The organism is Amycolatopsis sp. NPDC034160, assembly GCF_055575355.1.
On record NZ_JBVISU010000013.1, the window covers coordinates 199,434 to 218,237 of the forward strand.

Annotated in this window: 19 protein-coding genes; 8 read left to right on the forward strand and 11 right to left on the reverse strand. The window is 68.4% G+C overall.

The window, feature by feature from the left end; translation table 11 throughout:
• Window positions 1-22: 22 nt before the first annotated feature.
• Together ACZ54P_RS25250 and ACZ54P_RS25255 are read right to left on the reverse strand one after the other, a co-directional pair.
• Window positions 23-847, reverse strand: a complete 825-nt coding sequence (locus ACZ54P_RS25250; RefSeq protein WP_465464022.1) for an NAD(P)H-binding protein — start codon at window positions 845-847, stop codon at window positions 23-25.
• Window positions 844-1,458, reverse strand: coding sequence for a hypothetical protein (locus tag ACZ54P_RS25255; RefSeq protein ID WP_465464023.1), 615 nt, complete (start codon window positions 1,456-1,458; stop codon window positions 844-846). Before ACZ54P_RS25255 ends, ACZ54P_RS25250 begins: the two co-directional genes overlap by 4 nt.
• Window positions 1,459-1,510: 52 nt before the next feature.
• On the opposite strand from ACZ54P_RS25255, the gene soxR reads away from it, so the two are divergent.
• On the forward strand, window positions 1,511-1,957 hold the full coding sequence (gene soxR / locus ACZ54P_RS25260; RefSeq protein WP_465464024.1) for a redox-sensitive transcriptional activator SoxR: 447 nt from the start codon (window positions 1,511-1,513) through the stop codon (window positions 1,955-1,957).
• On the opposite strand, the gene ACZ54P_RS25265 is transcribed toward soxR, so the two are convergent.
• Together ACZ54P_RS25265 and ACZ54P_RS25270 are read right to left on the reverse strand one after the other, a co-directional pair.
• Window positions 1,947-3,167 (reverse strand): RNA polymerase sigma factor, encoded by a 1,221-nt coding sequence (locus ACZ54P_RS25265; protein WP_465464025.1) that lies wholly within the window; start codon window positions 3,165-3,167, stop codon window positions 1,947-1,949. The two genes, soxR and ACZ54P_RS25265, sit on opposite strands and share 11 nt — an antisense overlap.
• Entirely contained in the window at window positions 3,155-3,523 is a 369-nt protein-coding gene (locus tag ACZ54P_RS25270; RefSeq protein ID WP_465464026.1) for a YciI family protein, read from the reverse strand. The genes ACZ54P_RS25265 and ACZ54P_RS25270 overlap by 13 nt, the downstream gene beginning before the upstream one ends.
• Window positions 3,524-3,686: 163 nt before the next feature.
• Between ACZ54P_RS25270 and ACZ54P_RS25275 the strand changes: the two genes are divergently transcribed.
• The 3 genes from ACZ54P_RS25275 to ACZ54P_RS25285 are packed head-to-tail and all read left to right on the forward strand — an operon-like array spanning window position 3,687 to window position 5,508.
• Window positions 3,687-4,019, forward strand: coding sequence for a PadR family transcriptional regulator (locus tag ACZ54P_RS25275; protein ID WP_037317652.1), 333 nt, complete (start codon window positions 3,687-3,689; stop codon window positions 4,017-4,019).
• Window positions 4,016-4,828: an ATP-binding cassette domain-containing protein gene (locus tag ACZ54P_RS25280; RefSeq protein WP_465464027.1), complete on the forward strand. Its 813-nt coding sequence runs from the start codon at window positions 4,016-4,018 to the stop codon at window positions 4,826-4,828. Before ACZ54P_RS25275 ends, ACZ54P_RS25280 begins: the two co-directional genes overlap by 4 nt.
• Complete coding sequence (locus ACZ54P_RS25285; RefSeq protein ID WP_465464028.1) at window positions 4,825-5,508, forward strand: hypothetical protein; 684 nt, start codon at window positions 4,825-4,827, stop codon at window positions 5,506-5,508. Before ACZ54P_RS25280 ends, ACZ54P_RS25285 begins: the two co-directional genes overlap by 4 nt.
• Here the strand turns inward: ACZ54P_RS25285 and ACZ54P_RS25290 are convergent.
• Complete coding sequence (locus ACZ54P_RS25290) at window positions 5,495-6,298, reverse strand: SDR family NAD(P)-dependent oxidoreductase (protein WP_465464029.1); 804 nt, start codon at window positions 6,296-6,298, stop codon at window positions 5,495-5,497. The genes ACZ54P_RS25285 and ACZ54P_RS25290 overlap by 14 nt on opposite strands.
• Before the next feature lie 80 nt (window positions 6,299-6,378).
• Between ACZ54P_RS25290 and ACZ54P_RS25295 the strand changes: the two genes are divergently transcribed.
• Both ACZ54P_RS25295 and ACZ54P_RS25300 read left to right on the forward strand, forming a co-directional pair.
• A complete protein-coding gene (locus tag ACZ54P_RS25295; RefSeq protein WP_465464030.1) occupies window positions 6,379-6,933 on the forward strand; it encodes a TetR/AcrR family transcriptional regulator in 555 nt (184 codons plus the stop codon).
• 110 nt (window positions 6,934-7,043) lie between these two features.
• Window positions 7,044-7,811, forward strand: a complete 768-nt coding sequence (locus ACZ54P_RS25300) for an SDR family oxidoreductase (protein ID WP_465464031.1) — start codon at window positions 7,044-7,046, stop codon at window positions 7,809-7,811.
• On the opposite strand, the gene ACZ54P_RS25305 is transcribed toward ACZ54P_RS25300, so the two are convergent.
• The gene (locus ACZ54P_RS25305; RefSeq protein ID WP_465464032.1) at window positions 7,802-8,362 is read right to left on the reverse strand and encodes a TetR/AcrR family transcriptional regulator; all 561 of its coding nucleotides are present in this window, start codon (window positions 8,360-8,362) and stop codon (window positions 7,802-7,804) included. The genes ACZ54P_RS25300 and ACZ54P_RS25305 overlap by 10 nt on opposite strands.
• A gap of 84 nt (window positions 8,363-8,446) precedes the next feature.
• Here ACZ54P_RS25305 and ACZ54P_RS25310 point away from each other — a divergent pair, with 84 nt between their 5' ends.
• On the forward strand, window positions 8,447-8,929 hold the full coding sequence (locus tag ACZ54P_RS25310) for a DoxX family protein (RefSeq protein ID WP_465464070.1): 483 nt from the start codon (window positions 8,447-8,449) through the stop codon (window positions 8,927-8,929).
• Window positions 8,930-8,980: 51 nt separating this feature from the next.
• A complete protein-coding gene (locus ACZ54P_RS25315) occupies window positions 8,981-9,142 on the forward strand; it encodes a hypothetical protein (RefSeq protein WP_465464033.1) in 162 nt (53 codons plus the stop codon).
• Window positions 9,143-9,159: 17 nt separating this feature from the next.
• On the opposite strand, the gene ACZ54P_RS25320 is transcribed toward ACZ54P_RS25315, so the two are convergent.
• From ACZ54P_RS25320 to ACZ54P_RS25340, 5 genes are all read right to left on the reverse strand, one after another.
• Entirely contained in the window at window positions 9,160-9,867 is a 708-nt protein-coding gene (locus ACZ54P_RS25320; RefSeq protein WP_465464034.1) for a hypothetical protein, read from the reverse strand.
• 842 nt (window positions 9,868-10,709) lie between these two features.
• Window positions 10,710-11,942: an HNH endonuclease signature motif containing protein gene (locus ACZ54P_RS25325; protein WP_465464071.1), complete on the reverse strand. Its 1,233-nt coding sequence runs from the start codon at window positions 11,940-11,942 to the stop codon at window positions 10,710-10,712.
• 133 nt (window positions 11,943-12,075) lie between these two features.
• Window positions 12,076-16,059 (reverse strand): TIGR02680 family protein, encoded by a 3,984-nt coding sequence (locus ACZ54P_RS25330; protein WP_465464035.1) that lies wholly within the window; start codon window positions 16,057-16,059, stop codon window positions 12,076-12,078.
• Window positions 16,056-17,288, reverse strand: coding sequence for a TIGR02678 family protein (locus ACZ54P_RS25335; protein WP_465464036.1), 1,233 nt, complete (start codon window positions 17,286-17,288; stop codon window positions 16,056-16,058). The genes ACZ54P_RS25330 and ACZ54P_RS25335 overlap by 4 nt, the downstream gene beginning before the upstream one ends.
• Window positions 17,285-18,784, reverse strand: coding sequence for a TIGR02677 family protein (locus ACZ54P_RS25340; RefSeq protein WP_465464037.1), 1,500 nt, complete (start codon window positions 18,782-18,784; stop codon window positions 17,285-17,287). Before ACZ54P_RS25340 ends, ACZ54P_RS25335 begins: the two co-directional genes overlap by 4 nt.
• Window positions 18,785-18,804: the final 20 nt, after the last annotated feature.

Below are 18,804 nucleotides of genomic sequence, written 5' to 3' on the forward strand. Positions count from 1 at the left end.
CGGTGTCGACACGAATCCGATTCTAGCGGAAGGCGGCGGCGTGGTCGGCCGCCCAGACCTCGAAGTCCAGCGCAGGCCTGCCGGTGACGTCCTCGACGGTCGAGGTGACCTCGCCGGGTTCGCTCACCAGCGCGCGGTACCCGGCCAGCATCGTGTCGACGATGAAGTCCGGCATTTTCGCGAGCATGGCCGCTCTGGTCTCTTCCAGGGACGTCTCCTCCCAGCGTGCCGGCCGCCCGGCGGCCTCCCCGATGATTCGGACCTGCTCGATCTGCGTGAGCGGTCGCGTGCCCGTGAGGACGTACTTCGCTCCCGCGTGCCCGTCGCCGGTGAGCGCTTCGACGGCCACCGCGGCGATGTCGCGTTCGTGGATCAACGGCATCGCCGCCTCGCCGTACGTCCCGCGGACGACGCCGTCCGAGCGGATCGACGGCGCCCAGGCGAGGGCGTTGGTCGCGAACCCGTGCGGGCGCAGGAACGTCCAGTCCACGCCCGTGTCTTCGATCGCCTCCTCGACGGTCCGGTGCCAGGCCCCGATCGGATTTTCCTCTTCCGTCAAGGAATCGTCGACGGCGCCGGAGGAAAGGAACACCACGCGTTTCACGCGTTCGCCCAGCAGTGACACCGTGGGCAGGAGCGCTTCGGCGGGGCCGGAGAGCATCAGGAACACCGTGTCGACGCCTTCGAGCGCCGGCGCGATCGTTTCGGGTTTCGCCAGGTCACCGCGGACGCCGTCGGCCGGTGGGTGCCGGCTCAACGCCCGGACCGGAAGGTCCTTCGCCCGCAATTGGCCGGCTATCCGCGCGCCGACGTTTCCCGTCGCACCGGTCACCAGGATCGGCTTCATGCCGCCACCGCCGACACGACCGGGCGGTACCGCTTGACCGACCCGCCCGACATTCCCGGGTAGGTCTGCACTTTCTTCCAGACGTCGGTCGTCCCGATGCCGTCGGCGCCTGGTGCCGCGAGTGCGGCGAGGTGCGCTTCGGCACTGGTCCACTCGGCGTAGTTCAGCACCCGGGTTCCGTCGGTGCTCACGTGGAAGTATCCCGAGATCCCGCCTTCCGGCCGCGCGGGTTCCGAGGCCATCGCGGTGAAGACGAGGTCGATCCAGTCCCGTTGCCGTTGCTCGTCGGGGCCCTCGAACTCGACCGAGACGATCACCAGGCAACCAGGCGCTCCTTCACCACGCTGCCCCCGGTAGAGGTGATAAACGGGTGCCCCGTCGAGATTTTGGATCGCGTCTTCGCTGGTCCACTGCTCGTAGGTGAAGGCGCCGTCGTGGTCGATCCCCTCGTAGGCGGTGAAGGAGACGAGTCCTTCGCCCTCGCGCCTTTCGAACGCCGCACGCGCCGCCTCGGCACTCGGCCACTCCCGCGCCACGGCCACCACCGTGTCCTCCGGCGTCGGCCAGTATCCCTTGTGGATGGTCATTTTCGCGATCCCCTGTGCTGTCATGCCTCCAGCTTGAAACTTAAACAAGGGTTTAAGTCAAGCTAGGATGGCGGACATGTCCGAACTGCCGTCCGAACTCACCATCGGTGAGCTGTCCCGGCGCAGTGGTGTCGCCACCTCCGCCCTACGGTTCTACGAACGTCAGGGCCTCATCAGCAGCAGGCGTACCAGCGGAAACCAGCGCCGGTACCCGCGGGCGACGCTCCGGTTGGTCGCGTTCGTCCGCGCTTCGCACCACCTCGGCATCCCGTTGGAGGTGATCGGCGACGTGCTCGCCTTCCTGCCCGAGGGCGCCGCGCCGGATCACGCGTTCTGGCAGCGCGCCTCCGAATGCTGGAGCGCCGAACTGAACAAACGGATCGAGCAGCTGGAGTGCATGCGCGATCGGTTCACCGAATGCATCGGCTGCGGCTGCCTGTCCTTCGAGCAGTGCGTGCTGGTCAATCCCGGCGACGTCCTCGCCGCGAAAGGTCCCGGCCCGGCGCGGCTGGTCAAGGACTGACCGCGGCCAGTTTCCGTTCCAGCAGACGGCGTTCGGCGCTGTTCCCCGCCTGCCGGATCGCCGCCTCGTACGCCAGCGCCGATTCCGCCTCGCGGCCGAGCCGGTGCAGTAGATCGGCTCGGATGGCGTGGTACAGATGGTATTTCTCCAGCCGCAGGCCGTCGACGACGTCGAGTGCCGCGCCGGGGCCGGCCACTTCGGCCACCGCGACGGCCCGGTTGAGCGCGACGATCGGGGTCGGGTTCATCGTCAGCAACAGGTCGTACAGCCCGACGATCTGCGACCAGTCCGTGCTTTCCGCGTCGGCGGCGTCGCTGTGGACGGCGTTGATCGCGGCCTGGATCTGGTACGGCCCCGGCTGATTCCGCCGAAGACAGGCGCGGACCAGCGTCTGCCCCTCGTCGATCAGCTCACGGTTCCACCGCGACCGATCCTGTTCGGCCAGCAGTACGACGTCGCCGTCCATGCCGGTGCGGGCGGCGCGACGGGACTCGGTGAGCAGCATCAGCGCCAGCAACCCGGTGATCTCGGGTTCGTCGGGCATGAGTTCGGCGAGCAGCCTGCCGAGCCGGATCGCTTCGGCGCACAGGTCCTCCCTCACCAGCCGTTCCCCGGAACTGGCCGTGTAGCCCTCGTTGAACACGAGATACACCACGGCGAGCACCGAACGCAGCCGGTCCGGCAGGTCGGCGTCTTCCGGCACGCGGTACGGGATCTTCGCGTCGCGGATCTTGCCCTTCGCCCGGACCAGCCGTTGCGCCATCGTCGTTTCGGGAAGGAAGAAGGCGTGCGCGATCTCGCCGGTGGTCAGCCCGCCCAGCAGTTTCAACGTCAGCGCGACCTGCGCGGTGACGGCGAGCGCGGGGTGGCAGCAAGTGAAGATCAGCCTCAAGCGGTCATCGCGCACGGGACCCTCCTCCTCTGCTTCGTCGCCCGCGTGGAGCAGCGCGGCTTGGGCGTGCTTGTCGTCGCGCACGGCTTCCCGACGCAATCGGTCGATGCCCTTGTTGCGGGCGGTCGTGATGATCCAGCCCGCCGGGCTCGGGGGCGGACCGGTGGACGGCCACCGGTCCACGGCCGCGGCGAAGGCGTCCTGGACCGCCTCTTCGGCGATGTCGATGCTGCCGAAGACGCGGACCAGGACCGCGACCGCGCGCCCGTACTCCTCGGCGAAGATCCGGCCGATGTCCTCGGTGCTCAGGGCACGCACGAAGGGTCTTCCTCGCCTTGGAACGGCCGGACCTCGATCGGCAGGTAGGTGATCTCGGCGATCCGGCGGCCCCATTCGAGCGCGGCGTCCAGATCCGGCGCCTCGACGATGGTGAACCCGCCGAGATGTTCCTTGCCCTCGACGTACGGGCCGTCCGTCATCACGACGTCGCCGCTCTCCTTGGCCTGGAGCACCGTCGCCGTGGTCGGCGGGTGCAGCCCGGCGGCGAACACCCAGGCGCCCGCCTTCTGCATCTCTTCATTGAGCGCCTGGAGCTTGCGCGCGATCGGTTCGAGGAACTCCGGCGGCGGGGTGGGGCCGTCGGGCTGGTACAGGCTGATGAGGTACTGGGTCATGGCGTTCTCCTTGTTCGGAGCGGCTTGTCACCCCCTATACGAAGGGCGTCCCACCGATTCGACAGCGGCGGCGATATTTTTCCGGATTTTTCCTCGCTGACGTATTGTCGCAGGTCAGACTAGCTTGTAGTGCTATCTAGGTAGTACTGCTACATTGCTCGTCGTGGATCAGGACCGGCGAGGACAGTGGTTGCGGGGAGTGCTGGCGCCGTGCGTGCTGGCGCTGGTCGCCGAGCGCGAGTCCTACGGCTACGAGCTGGCCCAGTCGCTCGACGCCGCCGGGCTGGGCCCCATCCAGGGCGGCACGCTCTACCCGGTGCTGTTGCGGTTGCAGCGGTTCGGCCTGGTCACCGCGAGCTGGCGGGACGGGACGGCCGGGCCCGCGCGCAAGTACTACCGGATCACCGCGGCCGGCCGGGAAACGCTGCGGCACGCCACCGCCGACTGGCAGGAGTTCTCCGCCGGGGTGGCCTCGATCTTGCGGGAGGGAAGATGAACCACGACGCGTGGCTTTCCGCGCTGGCGCACGAACTGCGCCGTCGCGGCGTCGGGGAGGACGCCTCGCGGCAGGTGGTCGCGGAAGCCGCGGTGCACCTGCGGGAAAGCGGCGGGGATCCGATGCGGGTCTTCGGCCCGCCGCCCGCGTACGCCTCGGCCGTGGCCGAAAGCGTGGGGCGGCCACGGCGCCGTCCGGGCGAGGTGCTGCTCGAAGCGCGCGGCATCACGAAGAAGTACGGCCGCCAGACGGTGCTGAACGGCGTCGACCTCGTCGTGCGGTCGGGGGAGGTCGCCGCGGTGATCGGCGCGAACGGCTGCGGCAAGAGCACGTTCCTGAGCATCTGCGCCGGGCTGACCGGCGCGGACAAGGGCGAGGTCCGCGTCCGCGGTTCGCTCGGTTACTGCCCGCAGGACGGGGGCACGGCGGACTTCCTCGACGCGGGCGAGCATTTCGTCCTGATCGGGGCGGGTCGCGGGATGAGCCGCGAGGAGTCGGTCCGGATCGGTGGTGCCCGCGCTTCGGCGCTGGACTGGACGCCGGGACGGGGAAAGCAGGCGCGGCATCTGTCCGGCGGGACGCGGCAGAAGCTGAACCTGGTGCTGGCCGGGCTCGGCGAACCGGACGTCCTCCTGCTCGACGAGCCCTACCAGGGTTTCGACAAAGGCACCTACCTCGACTTCTGGCACCAGGTCTGGCAATGGCGGGAGGCGGGCAAGGCCATCGTCGTGGTCACCCACCTGCTCAACCAGCTCGACCGGGTGGACACCGTGCTCGAACTCTCCCCGGCCAGGAAGGCGGTCGCGTGAAGAAGATACTGACGGTCGCCGAAATGGCGCTGCGCGAACTCCTGCGCCGCCGGACGGTCCTGCTGATCCTCGTGTTGCTGCCGCTGGTGTTCTACTTGAGCAGGCGCGGTGACCACCTCGGCCAGTCGATCCGGTTCGTCTGCCTCGGCCTCGGCTGGGCACTGAGCACCGCCGCGCTGTTCGCCGGCAGCGCGAGCCGCGCCATGGAACCCCGGCTACGGCTCTCGGGCTACCGCTCCCATCACCTGTACCTCGGCCGATTGAGTGCACTGTGGACGGTCGGGCTGGTCTTGTCCGCGCCGTACTTCGTGCTGATCCTCGTCGACCAGCATGACGTCCGGTACGCCTCGGTGGGCCTGATCATGGTGCTGACGGTCGCCGTGTCGGCGCCGTTCGGGCTCGCGCTCAGTTCGGTGCTGCCGCGCGAACTCGAAGGGACGCTGGTCCTGCTGGTGGTCGTCGGCCTGCAGATGATGGCCGACCCGTCGAGCCTGATCGCGCGGCTGCTGCCGTTCTGGTCGAGCCGGGAGATCGGGACCTACGCCATCGACCATACCGACTCCGGCTACCTGACCAGGGGGATAGCGCATGGCGTGATCTCGATGGCGGTGCTGCTCGCGGCGGTCGCCGTCGCTTCGGGATTCCGGTTGCGGCGCCGTTCGCACCTCAAGTTCGTTTAGCGGTTTTCTCCAGTAGCCGGGCGGTTTCCCGATGGAGCCGCTCGGCTTCTTCATGGGTGGCGTTGTCGAGTTCGACGCGCTTGCCGCGGACGTAGGCGCTCAGCGGTGCTTCCGGACGGTTATCGATGAGGTCGAGCATCGGCCGGATGGCCTTTTCCGGCGGAGTGCCGAGGACCTTCGCGAGGACGCCGACCATCGCGCGCGACGTTTTGCCGAGCGCGCCTTGATGGCTCGTGCGGACGAAGCCGGGGTTGTAGAGCACGTACCGCACGTGGTCGGACGCCAGCCGGAGCGCGGACAAAAGCCCGAGCCGACGGCTCTGGAGGTTCGCGATCTTCCAGGTATAGCCCCGTTCCAGCTGGAGATCGTCCCAGCGGACAGCGCTCTCCGGTGCGCCGGGGACGGTGGTGTCGAGGATCAGTGGCCGCTCGGCGGCGCCGAGGACTTCCTGAAGTTCCGACGCGAAGATGTGTCGACTGAGGTAGTAGAGCGCGAAGTTGTGTTCGAAGCCTTCGCTGGTCTGCTGTCGGTCTCGGTGCACGTACGCGGCACCGAGTACCAGCGTGTCGACGACGGGGAACCGTGCGGCGATCTCCTTGGTGACGCGCAGGTTTTCCGCGACTCCGCGCAGGTCGGCCTGGACAAAGTGCGCGTCGCCTTCTCTGGCCAGCTCACGGAATTTCGCTTCACTGCGGCCCACCACGACGACGGTGTGGCCCGCTCGCAGCCGGTCGGCCGCCAGCGCGCGGCCGAGTCCGTCGGTTCCTCCGGTGATCACGATCGTGGACATGGTCGTCTCCTGTTCCGGAACGTCTGTTCCGGAATGTACTCTATCCGAAACACTCGTTCCGGAACAGCTAAGATCGCGACATGACCACTTCGCGACGTCAGCGCTGGGACGCGGCGCGGAACCGGGCGCAGGTGCTGGACGCCGCGCGCGAGTCCTTCGCCGAACGCGGTCTCGCGACCGACGTCCGGGAGATCGCGCGGCGGGCGGGCGTCGGCGTCGCCACCCTGTACCGGCACTTCCCGACCAAGGACGACCTGGTCGAAGCCGTGCTGGCGGAGGATGTCGCCGAATGGGAAGCCGTCTCCGAGCGCGCGAAGGCCGCTGAGGACGCGTGGGAGGGGATCGGCCTGTTCGTCGAGCGGACCCTGGCGATGATGGCCCGTCACCGGGCCTTCCTCGACGGGCTCACCGTCACCGAAGGCGCGCTCGAAGCCTGCCGGGCGCACCTCGCCGAGAGTCTCGACGACCTCGTCGAACGCGCGCGGCGGGAGGGCCGCCTGCGGGCCGGGATCACCTCCGCCGACATCGGCCTGCAGATCCTCGCACTCGGCCGGATCGTCGAACTGACCTCGTCGCAGGGCGACGACATCTGGCGCAAGCACGCCGCCCTCGTGCTCGGAGCGCTCGCGGCCTGAGTCTTGGCAGGTACTGCCGGACCTAGGTTGAACAGACCGTTCCGCCGCTGCTCGCGAGCCGCTTTCCTGGACTCAGAACGCGATAACGAGTCCACTTAGGAGAGACAGAGATGACGAACTCCCCGGCACGGCACGCGAACAGGGTCGCCGTCGTCACCGGCGCGTCCAGCGGCATCGGCGCGGCGACCGCACGGCGGCTCGCCGCCTCCGGTGCGGCGGTCGCGATCATCGCCCGCCGGACGGACAGGCTGGAGACGCTCGCCAAGGAGATCGACCAGGACGGCGGTACCGCGCTCGTGCTGGCGGCCGACGTCGCCGACGCCGAGGCGATGCGGGCCGCGGCGGCCGAGGTCGAAGCGAAACTGGGCCGCGCGGACCTGCTGTTCAACAACGCCGGCGTGATGCTGGCCGCGCCGATCGACGAACGCGCGACCGGCGACTGGCAGCGCATGATCGACGTCAACATGTCGGGCCTGATGAACGCGATCGGTGCCTTCGTCCCGCAGCTGGTCGCCTCGGCGGACGAAAAGGGCGTGGCCGACCTGGTGAACACCTCGTCCATCGGCGCGCAGGCCGTCTTCCCGTCCTTCGCCGTCTACGTCGCGTCGAAGGCGTTCGTCACGCACCTGTCGAAGAACCTTCGCGCCGACCTCGGTCCGAAGGGCGTGCGGGTCGCGGCGGTGGAGCCCGGTCTGGTCAAGACCGAGCTGCAAGGCCACGTCACCGACGCCGGCGCGCTCGAATGGCTGGACGGCGTGCGCGAGACGCTGACCTGGCTGGAGCCGGACGACATCGCCGAGACCGTGGCGTTCCTGACCTCACTTCCGGCGCGGGTGAACCTCCAGCAGGTCACCGTGATGCCCACCGGTCAGGTCTGATCCGGGGTGCGGGGGAAGAGGATCCGGGCGATCGCGCGGGCGGCGGTGCCCGGATCCTCCAGGTGCTCGGCGCGCAGCGCGCCGGTGAGCCACAGGTTCGCGAAACCGTGCATCAGCGACCACGCGGCGACACCCGCCATCCCGTCGTCGCTGACCGACGACGCGCCGCTGGTCAGCAGATGACCCGCACGGTCGCGGGCGGCGACCAGCGCCGCGTCGTCCTCGCGGTGGAGTTCGGGGCGGAACATCACCTCGAAATGTGCGCGATGCTCGATCGCGAACCGTACGTAGGCGACCCCGACCTCGACGAACTCCCCGCTGCGTTCCTCGGCGGCGGCGAGGGTGTCCGCGAGCAGTCCGAATCCCTCGGCGGCCAGTGCGGTGAGCACTCCGGCCTTGTCGCCGAAGTGGTGCACCGGCCCGGCGTGGGAGGCGCCCGCGCGCCGGGCCAAGTCGCGAAGACTGATTCCCGCCGGTCCGTGTTCGGTGATGGCCACGACGGCGGCGTCGAGGACGGCCCGACGGAGGTCGCCATGGTGGTACGGACTCATGCCGATGAATCTAGTCATTGACAAGATGGGTTGCAACAACGCATCTTGTCAGTGGAAAGTTTCACCGTCCGGAAGGCGTCGGTCATGGATCCCGGTCTCGTTCCCGTACTCATGTTGGTCGTCGTCACGGCGACGTTGTTCCTGCTCGGGGTGGCGGGCGTGCGACGTTTGCGGCCTTGGGCGGTGGCCGTGCGCGGCGGCGTCGCGGCACTTTTCGTCACCACCGGACTCGCGCATTTCATCGGCATGCGCGAGGAACTCGTCGCGATGGTGCCGCCCGTGTTGCCCGCGCCCGAATTGCTGGTCACCGTCACCGGTGTCCTCGAACTGGTGGGCGCCGCGGGAGTGCTGTGGTCGCGCACGGCGCCGTGGGCGGCAGGCGGGCTGACCGTCCTGCTGCTGGGGATGTTCCCGGCGAACGTGTACAAAGCCCTGAACGGGCCGGTGACTTCGACGATGGACGAACTGGTGCCGCGGAGTCTGATGCAGGTCGTGTTCCTGGCCGCGACGGTATCGGCGGTGGCGCATTACGGGCCCAACCGTCCCTTTGCCCAAAGGAGACCTTAAGTCTTTCCCAAGTTCGGGCTCGGCACTGGAGAATGGCCCTACCATCTGGGAATGAAGATCTCATTGTGGATCGGATTCTGTGGGCTGTGCATCCTCGCCGGGCACATGCTTCTCGGTGCGGTCGGTATCGTACTGCTGATGAGCTGTCTCCCGGCGGGGCACGATCACGAATCCGGTGACAGAAAAGAGAAAACGCCCGCACAGCTGGCCTGAAGGCCGCACGGGAGGTTTCACCCCATGGTGCTCGCGAAAGCGAGCGCGCCCAGGGCCGGAATGGCCAACGCCGTCAACCACAACGTCTTCCGGCTCGGTTTGGGACTTTCCAAGAATGCTTGGATACCGGTCGGAACCAACGCGACACAAAGTCCGGCGGTGCCGATGATCGACATGGTTTCGGTTCCCTTCAGTACGCCCAATGGCAGAAATCCCATCGTGGCCAGCGCTATCGATCGCACGATGTCGAGCACTTTCGCGCGATAGGCGGCGAAGGCGAGTAGATACCAGCCGAGCACGATGGTGAACGAAAGAAAACTGAACAGATGCAGGTCCTGATACGACTCGCTGACCAGGGTCTCGGCGAAGCCGGCGCCGCGACGTTCGGCGAGGCCCAACGCGGCCTGGTCGATCCCCCCGTGGAAGGTCCGCTCGAACAGTCCAATGAGGACAAGAACGCCGGCCCACGCGGCCAGCGCCGGTCTGGTCCGCCCGATCTTCGTGGCGAGCGCGACGATCGCGGGCCACAGCAGGACGGTGCCCGCCAGGAAACAGGTGTAAGCGGCGGTCATCAGCGCGGGATGTTCGCTCATCGCCCTGAGCTGGCTGGGGAAGAAGAAGTCGAACCGCGCGCGCAGCAGCGTTCCGGTGAGCAGGAAGATCGGGCCGAGGACCATCGAGACCGCGGTGACGCGGCGCCCGGGGAAGACGTAAGCGGTTTCCATAGCGGGAAGCCTGCCGAACCGGGCGCCCGCGCGGATCGGCCCGCGGTCGGAGTTCGGTGGCTCAGACCGTGGGTGGACTGATCGTTCGAGGCTGCTTACGCTGTCGCCGTTTTTGGGCAATGGGTACGCCTGTTGGTCGGGAACCGGCGCGACTTCGGCCGTCGGGTCAGATCGGGCTGTACTGGCATCGCCGCGAACAGGTTCTGGAGATATTCACCTTCGGCACAAGGGGCGAAAGCGCGGCGGGACTGTCGCCGGTTATCGGCAATGGGTACGCCCGTTGGTCGAGAACCGGCGCGTCTTCAAGCGCCCCGAAGCTGTCGTCGCTCTCTCCGGCGACGGGTTCCTGTCCTGGCGTTGTGGAAGAGGTTTGTTTGGCCGCGAACCGGCATCTCTGCAGCTGTCATAGCCACGGCTGTCGCCGCTGTCGCCGTTGTCGAGGGTGACCATGGTGGGAGCTTGCTGGGGCTGGTAGCCGCTTATCGGCAATGGGTGCGCCTGTTGATCAGGACGCAAGGGGCGAAAGCGCGGCGGGACTGTCGCCGTTCTCCGGCGACGGGGCTCCTTCCCAGCGTTGCAGGAGAGACCTAGCTGGCCGTGGCCCGGCATCTCTGCAGCTGTCATAGCCACGGCAGCCGCCGCTGGCGAGGGTGACCATGGTGGGAGCTTGCGGGGGCTGGTAGCCGCTTATCGGCAATGGGTACGCCTGTTGGTCAGGACACAAGCCGCGAAAGCGCCCCGAAGCTGTCGTCGCTCTGCGGCGACGGAATCCCGTCCCAGCGTTGCAGTAGAGCTCTACCTGGCCACGAACCGGCTCTGTCGCCGTTTCCCGGCAACGGGGCTCAGAACGGTGGTGGTTCCTCGGCCAGGGGGCTTTGTGGGCGGGGATCATGGAGCGGCGGCGGTGTGCTGTCGTACCTGTGTCCGGTGGGGGTGGTGACGGTCAGCGTGCCGTCGGATGCGAGATGGTAGCTCCAGCCGGGTTCGTCTTTGAGCCGGTGATCGCGGCGGCAGAGATCGATCAACTCGTCGGCGTCGGTATGGCCGCCGAACTGCCACGGCACCGCATGATCCAGATCGCAGGCCTGCGCGGGACGACCGCACCCCGGTCTTCGGCACTCACGATCCCGCACCCGGACGAACTCACCAAGACCCGCCGACGGACGATACCGATCCCGCCCCAGATCCAGCACCTGCCCGGACAACGGATCGGTGATGATCCGCCGCAACACCGTGTCCGGTCCGGTCGCGATCTGCCGGGCCAGTCCCGCCGGAATATGGCCATGCCCAGCCAGCTCGCCCGGATCGTTCTTGAGCCCGAGATAGGTGAACAGGTCCAGATACAGGAACACCTCAGTACGTTCACCCGTGCCGCCCTGCCCACCGAGCAGCAGATCGAGCGCGACATCCGCACGCAGCTGATCCAGCGTGCGGGTCTCCCCACCTGTCCGCAGGGCGCGGGCTTCACGATCGATCCGCCGGTAGGCCGCGGTGACCTTTTCCGTGGGGCCGTCTTCGACCTCGATCGACGCCACCCCGGTCTCGCCCTGCCGCAGGGTGAGACGACGCCCTTCCCGATGATGTGCGGCACGCTTGTCCGCGCCGTCGCGGTCGACGGTGATCGCCGCGTGATTCGCCGCTTTCCGGATCTGCTCGGAATTCTTGTTCGGCAACCGATCCTCCAGCAAGGCATCAGCGGCACGAGCGTTCTCATCCGACAACCACGCCGTCGCCGCCGCGACCTTCATCGCCCCGAAACCGCACAGCTTTCCCTGATCCATCAGCGCCAAGGTGCGGGGCAGGCGAGTCGCCAACGCCTCGGCGGCGGCCACCATCGCACCCGCGTGACTGTCCACAAGAGACAGCGCGAACGCGACCTCCTGCACGACACTCCGCGCACCCTCGCGATGCCGGTTCAGCTGAACCAGCGCCCGGAACCGGACCGCCTCCAGCCTCGCGATCCCCGCCGACGCCGCCTGCGCGACAGCCACGGAATCCTTGTCATCCCACGAATCTACGGAAGCATTGACCAACTCCAAAAGGTCAGGGTCGGTGAGTTCTTCGAGTAGCGCCACAGGCGCGGCCTTGTAGGTGTCCACTCATCGAACATACGATCGGCCACCGACAGTTTCCGTTCATGCGACGGCTGTGACGCATTACCGATTTTCGGCAACGAAGCGCCTCACGCCCGGTTTCGGGCCGCCCAGCTTAATGTCCGGCGGGCTGGAGGTCGTGCCCGTTCCACGTGAACCGGGCAGTGGTCACCGCGTCATCACCGTCGCCGCCGGTGATCAGCTGATGGATCCCGACGCCGCTGAGTTCGGCGTAGGTGCACCATTCGTGATCCGACGTCAGCATCAGGTCGAGGTCGAGCGCGGACAGCAGCCCGAACACCTGTCCCCGGTTGGTGGTGTCGACGCCGACGAACACCTCGTCGAGCAGGATCACCCTCGGTGCCTCCGGCACGGCCTGATAGTGCGCGGCGACGGCGGCGAACAGCGGCAGGTGCAACGCGATCGCTTTCTCTCCACCGGAAAGCGCGCCGTGCAGTTTCTTGGTCAGCAGCTGCCAGCCCGCCCCGTTGGCGCGATCCACCTTGACCACGAACCGGTGCCAGGAGGTGTAGTCGAAGACCTGCGCGAGCTGCTGCTCCCAGCTGGTCGCGGTGTCGTCCGCCTTCGCCTGTTCGACGCGTTCACGGAAGAACTTGTGCAGGGATTCGCGGTCCTCGATGGTCAGCTGGTCCGGATCCTTCAGCAGCAGATCCCGCGCGGTCTTGGTGCCCGGCGGCAAGTCGGGGGAGACCTGCCAGACCAGCCGGACGGCGACCCGCGACGCGGTCCGCACCCGTTCCAGGCGCGCGTTCATGCCGTCGACGAGGTCGTTGGCCTGCCGGATGCGGGCCGCGAGATGACGCCGGGTGTCGCCGGTCAGCGTCTTGTCGAACAGATCGCTTTCGCGGTCGGTGATCTCGTGCCTGCTCTGTTCCGCCTCCGCGTAGAGGATCTTCAGCAGCTCGGCCGCGCCGACCCGGAGCCCGTCGACGACGGCGGTGAAGATCTGGACGTCTTCATCGGTCTCCAGATCGAGTTCCGCGCGTGAACTGAGCGTGTTCCGGCAGGTGTGCACGGCCTCGGAAAGCCGGTGCAACGCCTCACCGAGGTTGCTCGGGGCGTGCGGCACGGACGGCCACGCCGCGGCGACCAGGCGGGCCGCGTCGAGCGCGGACCGCACCCCTTCCGACGCGGAGAGGGTGGCCTGGAACTTCGGCAGATCCTCGATACCGCCGTCCGCCGGGAAGACCCCGGTGGCGAGCTTCCGGAACCGGTGCGCGGCCGCGTCCTGCTTGGCGGCGGCGTCTTCGCGGGCCTGCGCGTCGGTCGTGCGCTGGACGCCGAGCGCGCCCAGCCGCACGGCCAGATCCGTGGCCGTCCGGTTCGCGGTACGCAGTTCGTCGCCGAGTTCGCGCAGTTTCGTGCGCAAGGCCTCGACTTCGGCGAGCACCTCGCGCTGCCCGATGCCGACGGTGCCTTCGATCGCTTCCAGCATCGCGGTGAGCTTGGTGCGCTCGGCCTCCGCTTCGGCGGCTTCCTCCTCACGCCGGGCCGCGTTCGCCTCCGAGCGGGCCGCCTGTTCGGCGAACGTTTCGGCCCGCTGGGACGCCGTGCGCAGGACACCGTGTTCGTACAACCAGTTCTCGCCCTGGTCGGAGTAGGTGCGCAGCGCCGTGGCGAGCGCGGTCAGCGGCGCGCGTTCGGTCGGCAGCCCGCTTTCCGAAGCCTGTGCGGTCAGTTCGTGCAGGGCGGTCTTGGCCTCGATCTCCAGTGCGGAGACGATCGCCTCGCGCTGCCGGACGGCGGTGTCCGCGGCGGTCAGGTCGGCTTCGGCCCTGGTCACTTCTCCAGTCGCGGCAAGCAGATCTCCGTGACCGGGGCGAGCGGCGCGTTCGATCTTGAGCAGCTCGCGCCTGCCGCGCAGAGCGGCCGACTCGCCTTCCAGTTCGGCGATCGTCTTCTCACCGCCGGAAATCTCGTCCCGCAGTTCGGCGATCCGGAGTTCTCGCGCGTGCAGCCGAGCCGAGGAACCGATGTAGGCGGCCCTCTTCTTCTCCCAGCTTCCGGCCAGGCTGCCCATCCGCCAGCTGCCGTCGGCACCGATCGCGGCCGGCCCCGCGGGCAGCGTGTCGTCGAACGCGATCACTTCCAGCACCCGCCGGATCTTCGCCGGGGAGAGTTCCGCGTCGGGTTCCGGTACGAGGACGTCGGCGAGCGAACGACCCGAAACCACCGGCAGCGTCCCGGTTTCCGCGAGTACGTCATGTCCCTCGACGACGCCGTGGGAGTTGATCCAGGCGTCCAGCAGACCGGCGCCTTCGAGCGCGGCTTCGATGCCGGCGTGGGCGTCTTCCCCGACGGAGGCGGCGAAATCGACAAGTCGCCACAGCGGTGCGCCGCTCATCTCCCTCCGGTCCGCCGTCCGGGTACGCGGCGACGCGGGGGTGAGGACGCCCTCCGTTTCGAGAACGCCGGCCTCGACGAGGAGTTCGTCGTGCTCGGTGCGCACGGCGGCCAGCGCGACGCCGGTCGCAGCCTCCTGCCGGATGATGTCTTCGAGCACGGCCTCGGCGACCGCGCTGACCTTGTCCAGCAGCGCGGCTTCCGCTTCGGCCTCTCGCACGAGCGCTTCCACATCGGGGAAGCGCAGCTCACGACAGCCGATCGCCCACTCGGCGAGCCTGGTGCGCAGATCGCTCAGCGCGAGTTCGCGGGTGGCCGTCGTGAGATCCAGTTTGTCCTGCGCCGCCGAGAACTCCGACCTCGCCTGGTCCAGGTCCGCCTCGGCCTGATGACGTCGGGCGACGGCGCGTTCGTGGTTGTCCAGTGTCTTGGCGACGGCCTCGACCTGATCGCGTTTGCCGCGGATCGCGGCCTGCAGCAACGGACGGAGGCGAGCCGGTTCGTCCAGCCCCGCGACGAGTTCGTCGTGCACCTCGGCCAGATTCGCGCGGGTCGCGGCGGCTCGGACCTCGGTCTCCTGTGAGCGGACGAGGTCCGCCTGTCGTTTCGCGACCTGCCGCGCCGCTCGCGACCGCTCCTCGTCGGCGTCCGCTTCGGCTCGGAGCCGATCCGCGTCCGCGCGAAGCGTTTCCGCCTGTTCCAGCGCGGAACGGGTCCGCTGCCGCAGCCTGTCGAGTTCCTGACCCTTTTGGTACGACTCGGATTCGGTCAGCCCCGAAATACGGGCCTCGGCTTGTTCGACGTCCTTTTCCAGCTGCGCCGCGTGTTTCTCGGCGGCTTCCTTTTTGGCGGCGACCTCGTCGTACTCCTCGGCCGAACGGCGGGCGGCCGCGGCGAGTTCGTCGAGTTCGGTGGTCGCGGCGATAAGGTTCGCGGCACCCGCGCGCAGGACTCGCTGGGCGTAGGTCTTCTGCCGCGCGGCGAGCGCGCGGGTCGCGTCGACCTCGGTCTCCAGGGAACCCAGCCGTTCGCGTTGCGCGTCGAGCCGTTCGAAGCCCTCGGCGAGGTCCGCGATCTCCTGCTGCCCCAACGGCGGGAGCGCGCGGGACAGCAGGTTGGACAGCAGGCTCGGGTCGAGCCGCTGCGAGAGTTTGGGCATCCGCAACTGGAGGAGCGCGGTGATCAACGCGTCGTAGCGCTGCTCGCTCAAGCCGGGGAACAGTTTCGTGCGGATTTCGGTGCGGTATTCGGCCGCGCCGGCGTGCACCGTTCCGCGTTCGCCGAGGTGCTCCTCCAGCGCGTTCTTGGTCAGCGGCTGACCTGCTTCGTTGACCAGCGGAAGGCCGTCGCCGACGCGCAATGCGGTGGTGAAGAAGTCGGCGTGCACCGTGCTGGTGTGCGTGCTCGCCTGCAGCCGCGCGCCGCAGGTGAACCACTTGTCCTCGCCCATCCGGAATTCGAGCCAGACGTACCCGACGCGTGTGGCGCCGGAAGCGCCTTCGCCCATCAGGTTCCAGTGCATGCTGCGCTCGCTGGTGCCGAAGGTCGACAGCCGGTTGGCGCGCAGGCTCGCGTCGAACAGGAACGGCAGCAGCAGCTCCAGCGCCTTGGACTTCCCGCTCCCGTTGGGGCCGCGCAACAGCAGGCGCCCGTCGTGGAACTCGAAGATCTCGTCGTAATAGCGCCAGATGTTGAGGATGCCCGCGCGGGACGGGATCCACCTCGTCACGGTCACGTCGCCTCCTCTTTTCGGCCGGGGTCTCGGTCGGTGTATCGCGCGGCGGCCGGGAGCGGCCGGACCAGTTCGGCTTCGACGCGGACCAGCCCGAAACCGGTCAGCACCGCGAGCGCGTCCACGGTCAGCCGCCGCACGCCGTCCTTGCCGCGGTAGGTCTTGGCCCAGCGCGGGAACTTCTTGAGCAGCTTCGCGGTGGCTTTTTGCAGGTATTCGGTCGTTCTCGGTTCGTCGAGCGCGTCGAGCAGCAGGAGCGCGGCGACCTTGGCGTTGCTGCCGTCGTCCGGGAACCTCTCGTCGGTGGCCAGCCCGTCGACGTCGACGAGCAGCACCCCCTCGGCCCGCTCTTCGAGGACGAACCCGCCTTGCTCCGCGGCGCGCCGCAGCAACTGGCGGCCGGTCGGCGACGCGAGGTACGCGCGCTCCTCCGCGTTCAGCTCGTCGAAGTACAGCACGGGATCGTCGACGAGACGGCGGAAGACCGAATGCCGGAGCCACAGGTTCCGCTGGACGTCGGAGGCGTTCGGCGTGTCCTCGTGGCGCCCCGACGAGAGGCCGTAGCGCTGCTCGTACGACACCGCGTCCAGCAGTTCCTCGAACCGCAGCGCGACGTCGTCGGTGGGCACGGCGAGCTGCGACGGCCCGACCGGGGCCGCGAGCATCCGCAGTAGCAACGTCGCGTCGACCCGGAACAGCACCTTCGCCGTCACTTCGTCCACAAAGGACTCCGGATCGCCGTCGGCGACGGTCAGGACACCGAAGGACTCCAGCAGTTTGAGGACGTCCACGAACGCGATGCGCTCGGCCCTGGCGGCGACGTCGAACGTGGTGACGAGGTCGTCGGTGGCACTCGCGCGGCCGACGCGGTCGGCGAGCAGGCCGATGGTGGTCACCGGCACCGTGAGCAGTTCGGCCGCCACCACGCAGAGCAGGACGTAACGCCGCCGGTCGAACGGCGCGCGACCGGACCGCAGCCGCCGGGCGGGACGGCTGGGATCGGCGGCCGCGCGGACCTTGACCAGCCGGGCGTAGCCGAGCCGGGGTTCGACGGTGAGCGTCCAGCCGCAGTAGTAGTCGAACCACTGCCGGATGGGCTCGCGGCGGCGGCGGACGAGGTCGAAGGTCTCGGGGGAGCCGCGTTCGCCGATCAGCGGCGTGGCCAGCATCGCCCGGATCCCGCGTGCGACCTCTTCGCGCTCCGCGATGACCAGTTGGTTCGTCAGGCTCACGCGCCGCCTCCGGCCGTGCTGATCTCGATCTCGTAGTCGGGTCCGCGGAAGACGCCGCTCGTCGTGGTCAGGCGGGCGACCGCGCCGTTCCGCGGCGGCCGCAGGATGATCTCGATCTGACCGTCGGACGTCGTGCTCCGCCGGGCGCCGCCGGTGCCGGGAGTGCTGCCGAGCGCCTGGCCCAGCAGATCCAGCAACCGCTCGAAAACGGTGTGGTCCAGCTTCTCGAACGCCGAAAGCCGCACCACGCCGCCGGTGTCGAGCATGCTCCACGCCGCCTCGAGTTCGGCGCGTTCTTCCACCGCTCTTTCCGCTCTCGCCGCCCTGATCGCGGAGACGTCACGGACCCGGCCGGTCCGGGTGAACCGCTCGGTGCGGCCGGCGGACCGGAGCAGCTCGGAAACCTCGACCGCGGGCGCGTCGAGCCACGACGCCGTCGTGCTGACCACCTCGGGGTCGGCGTGCGCGAGATGCGCGTGCCGCGCGGAACTGAGCCCGAACATCGTCGACCACAGGCGATGCAGGTCCTCCTGCGCGGGAACGACGGTGAACCACCGCGCCAGCTCCCGGAAATCGGCGACCGCGCTGCTCGCCCGACGTCGCGACTCGGTGATCCGGTCCAGGACCTGGAGGAGGGTGACGATCGCCCGCCGTGCGACCTGATGCAGATCCGCGACCCGCGGCGTCGCGCCGTCTTCGGGGAAGAACCACGCACGAAGCCCGTCCCAGCGTGCCTTGCGCACTTCGAGCCAGCGTGGTGCCTGCTCCGCGCTCGGCAGGGCCGCGCCGTTGAGCGCGCGCCGGTGCAGCTGCGTGACGCCGCACTCGTCGATCTCCTTGATCCGGGTGGCGATGGCGTGCGTGTGGTGCTCCAGGTCGTTCAGGAACTCCTGGAGATACGCGACCGTCGAGGCCTTGACCTCGTGAAACGTGGAGAGGTCGGCTTCGGCGCGCAGAAGACGCTGGAGATCGCCGTTGAACCGCTTCGTGTTGTCGCGGAACGCTTCGAGGTGACTCTCGGCTTCGGCCAATGTGCTGAAAACGCGCCTGTCGGTGCCGTCTTCGAGCTGCTTCACGAGTTCACCGAGCCGCTCACCCAGCGCGTCGAGCGTCGCCGTCTGGAGCGCGCCGGTGGAGTTGAGCACTTCGTTCGCGCGAAGGAAGCCCGCATACGCCGCTTCACCCTGCCGCGTGAGCGAATACTGAAGGTTCCGGCGCTCGTACTCGGAAGCCGTCCGGTAGTCGCCCGCGTGATTCTGGACGACGTCGAGATGGCCGTGGCTCCGCAGCTGATCCAGCGTCTTGACCAGCTCGTCGTCGCCCAGCGTCTCCAGCCAGCCGACCGCGCGCAGCCTCGTACGGAGGTCGTCGATGCCGAGCGCCGTCTCGAGCCGTTCGTTCGCCTCGCCGAAGGCGTGCAGGATCGCCAGGGGAAGCCCGGACCTGCTGCCGTCGGTGAAACGGAACATTTCGGGCGGTACACGGATCGGATCCATGCGGCCTCCGGCGGATGGTG

Coding starts and splice junctions, on each gene's coding strand:
- ACZ54P_RS25250 (WP_465464022.1), bottom strand. CDS start 847: ATGAAGCCGATCCTGGTGACCGGTGCGACGGGAAACGTCGGCGCGCGG.
- ACZ54P_RS25255 (WP_465464023.1), bottom strand. CDS start 1,458: ATGACAGCACAGGGGATCGCGAAAATGACCATCCACAAGGGATACTGG.
- soxR (WP_465464024.1), top strand. CDS start 1,511: ATGTCCGAACTGCCGTCCGAACTCACCATCGGTGAGCTGTCCCGGCGC.
- ACZ54P_RS25270 (WP_465464026.1), bottom strand. CDS start 3,523: ATGACCCAGTACCTCATCAGCCTGTACCAGCCCGACGGCCCCACCCCG.
- ACZ54P_RS25280 (WP_465464027.1), top strand. CDS start 4,016: ATGAACCACGACGCGTGGCTTTCCGCGCTGGCGCACGAACTGCGCCGT.
- ACZ54P_RS25290 (WP_465464029.1), bottom strand. CDS start 6,298: ATGTCCACGATCGTGATCACCGGAGGAACCGACGGACTCGGCCGCGCG.
- ACZ54P_RS25295 (WP_465464030.1), top strand. CDS start 6,379: ATGACCACTTCGCGACGTCAGCGCTGGGACGCGGCGCGGAACCGGGCG.
- ACZ54P_RS25300 (WP_465464031.1), top strand. CDS start 7,044: ATGACGAACTCCCCGGCACGGCACGCGAACAGGGTCGCCGTCGTCACC.
- ACZ54P_RS25305 (WP_465464032.1), bottom strand. CDS start 8,362: ATGAGTCCGTACCACCATGGCGACCTCCGTCGGGCCGTCCTCGACGCC.
- ACZ54P_RS25310 (WP_465464070.1), top strand. CDS start 8,447: ATGGATCCCGGTCTCGTTCCCGTACTCATGTTGGTCGTCGTCACGGCG.
- ACZ54P_RS25315 (WP_465464033.1), top strand. CDS start 8,981: ATGAAGATCTCATTGTGGATCGGATTCTGTGGGCTGTGCATCCTCGCC.
- ACZ54P_RS25320 (WP_465464034.1), bottom strand. CDS start 9,867: ATGGAAACCGCTTACGTCTTCCCCGGGCGCCGCGTCACCGCGGTCTCG.
- ACZ54P_RS25340 (WP_465464037.1), bottom strand. CDS start 18,784: ATGGATCCGATCCGTGTACCGCCCGAAATGTTCCGTTTCACCGACGGC.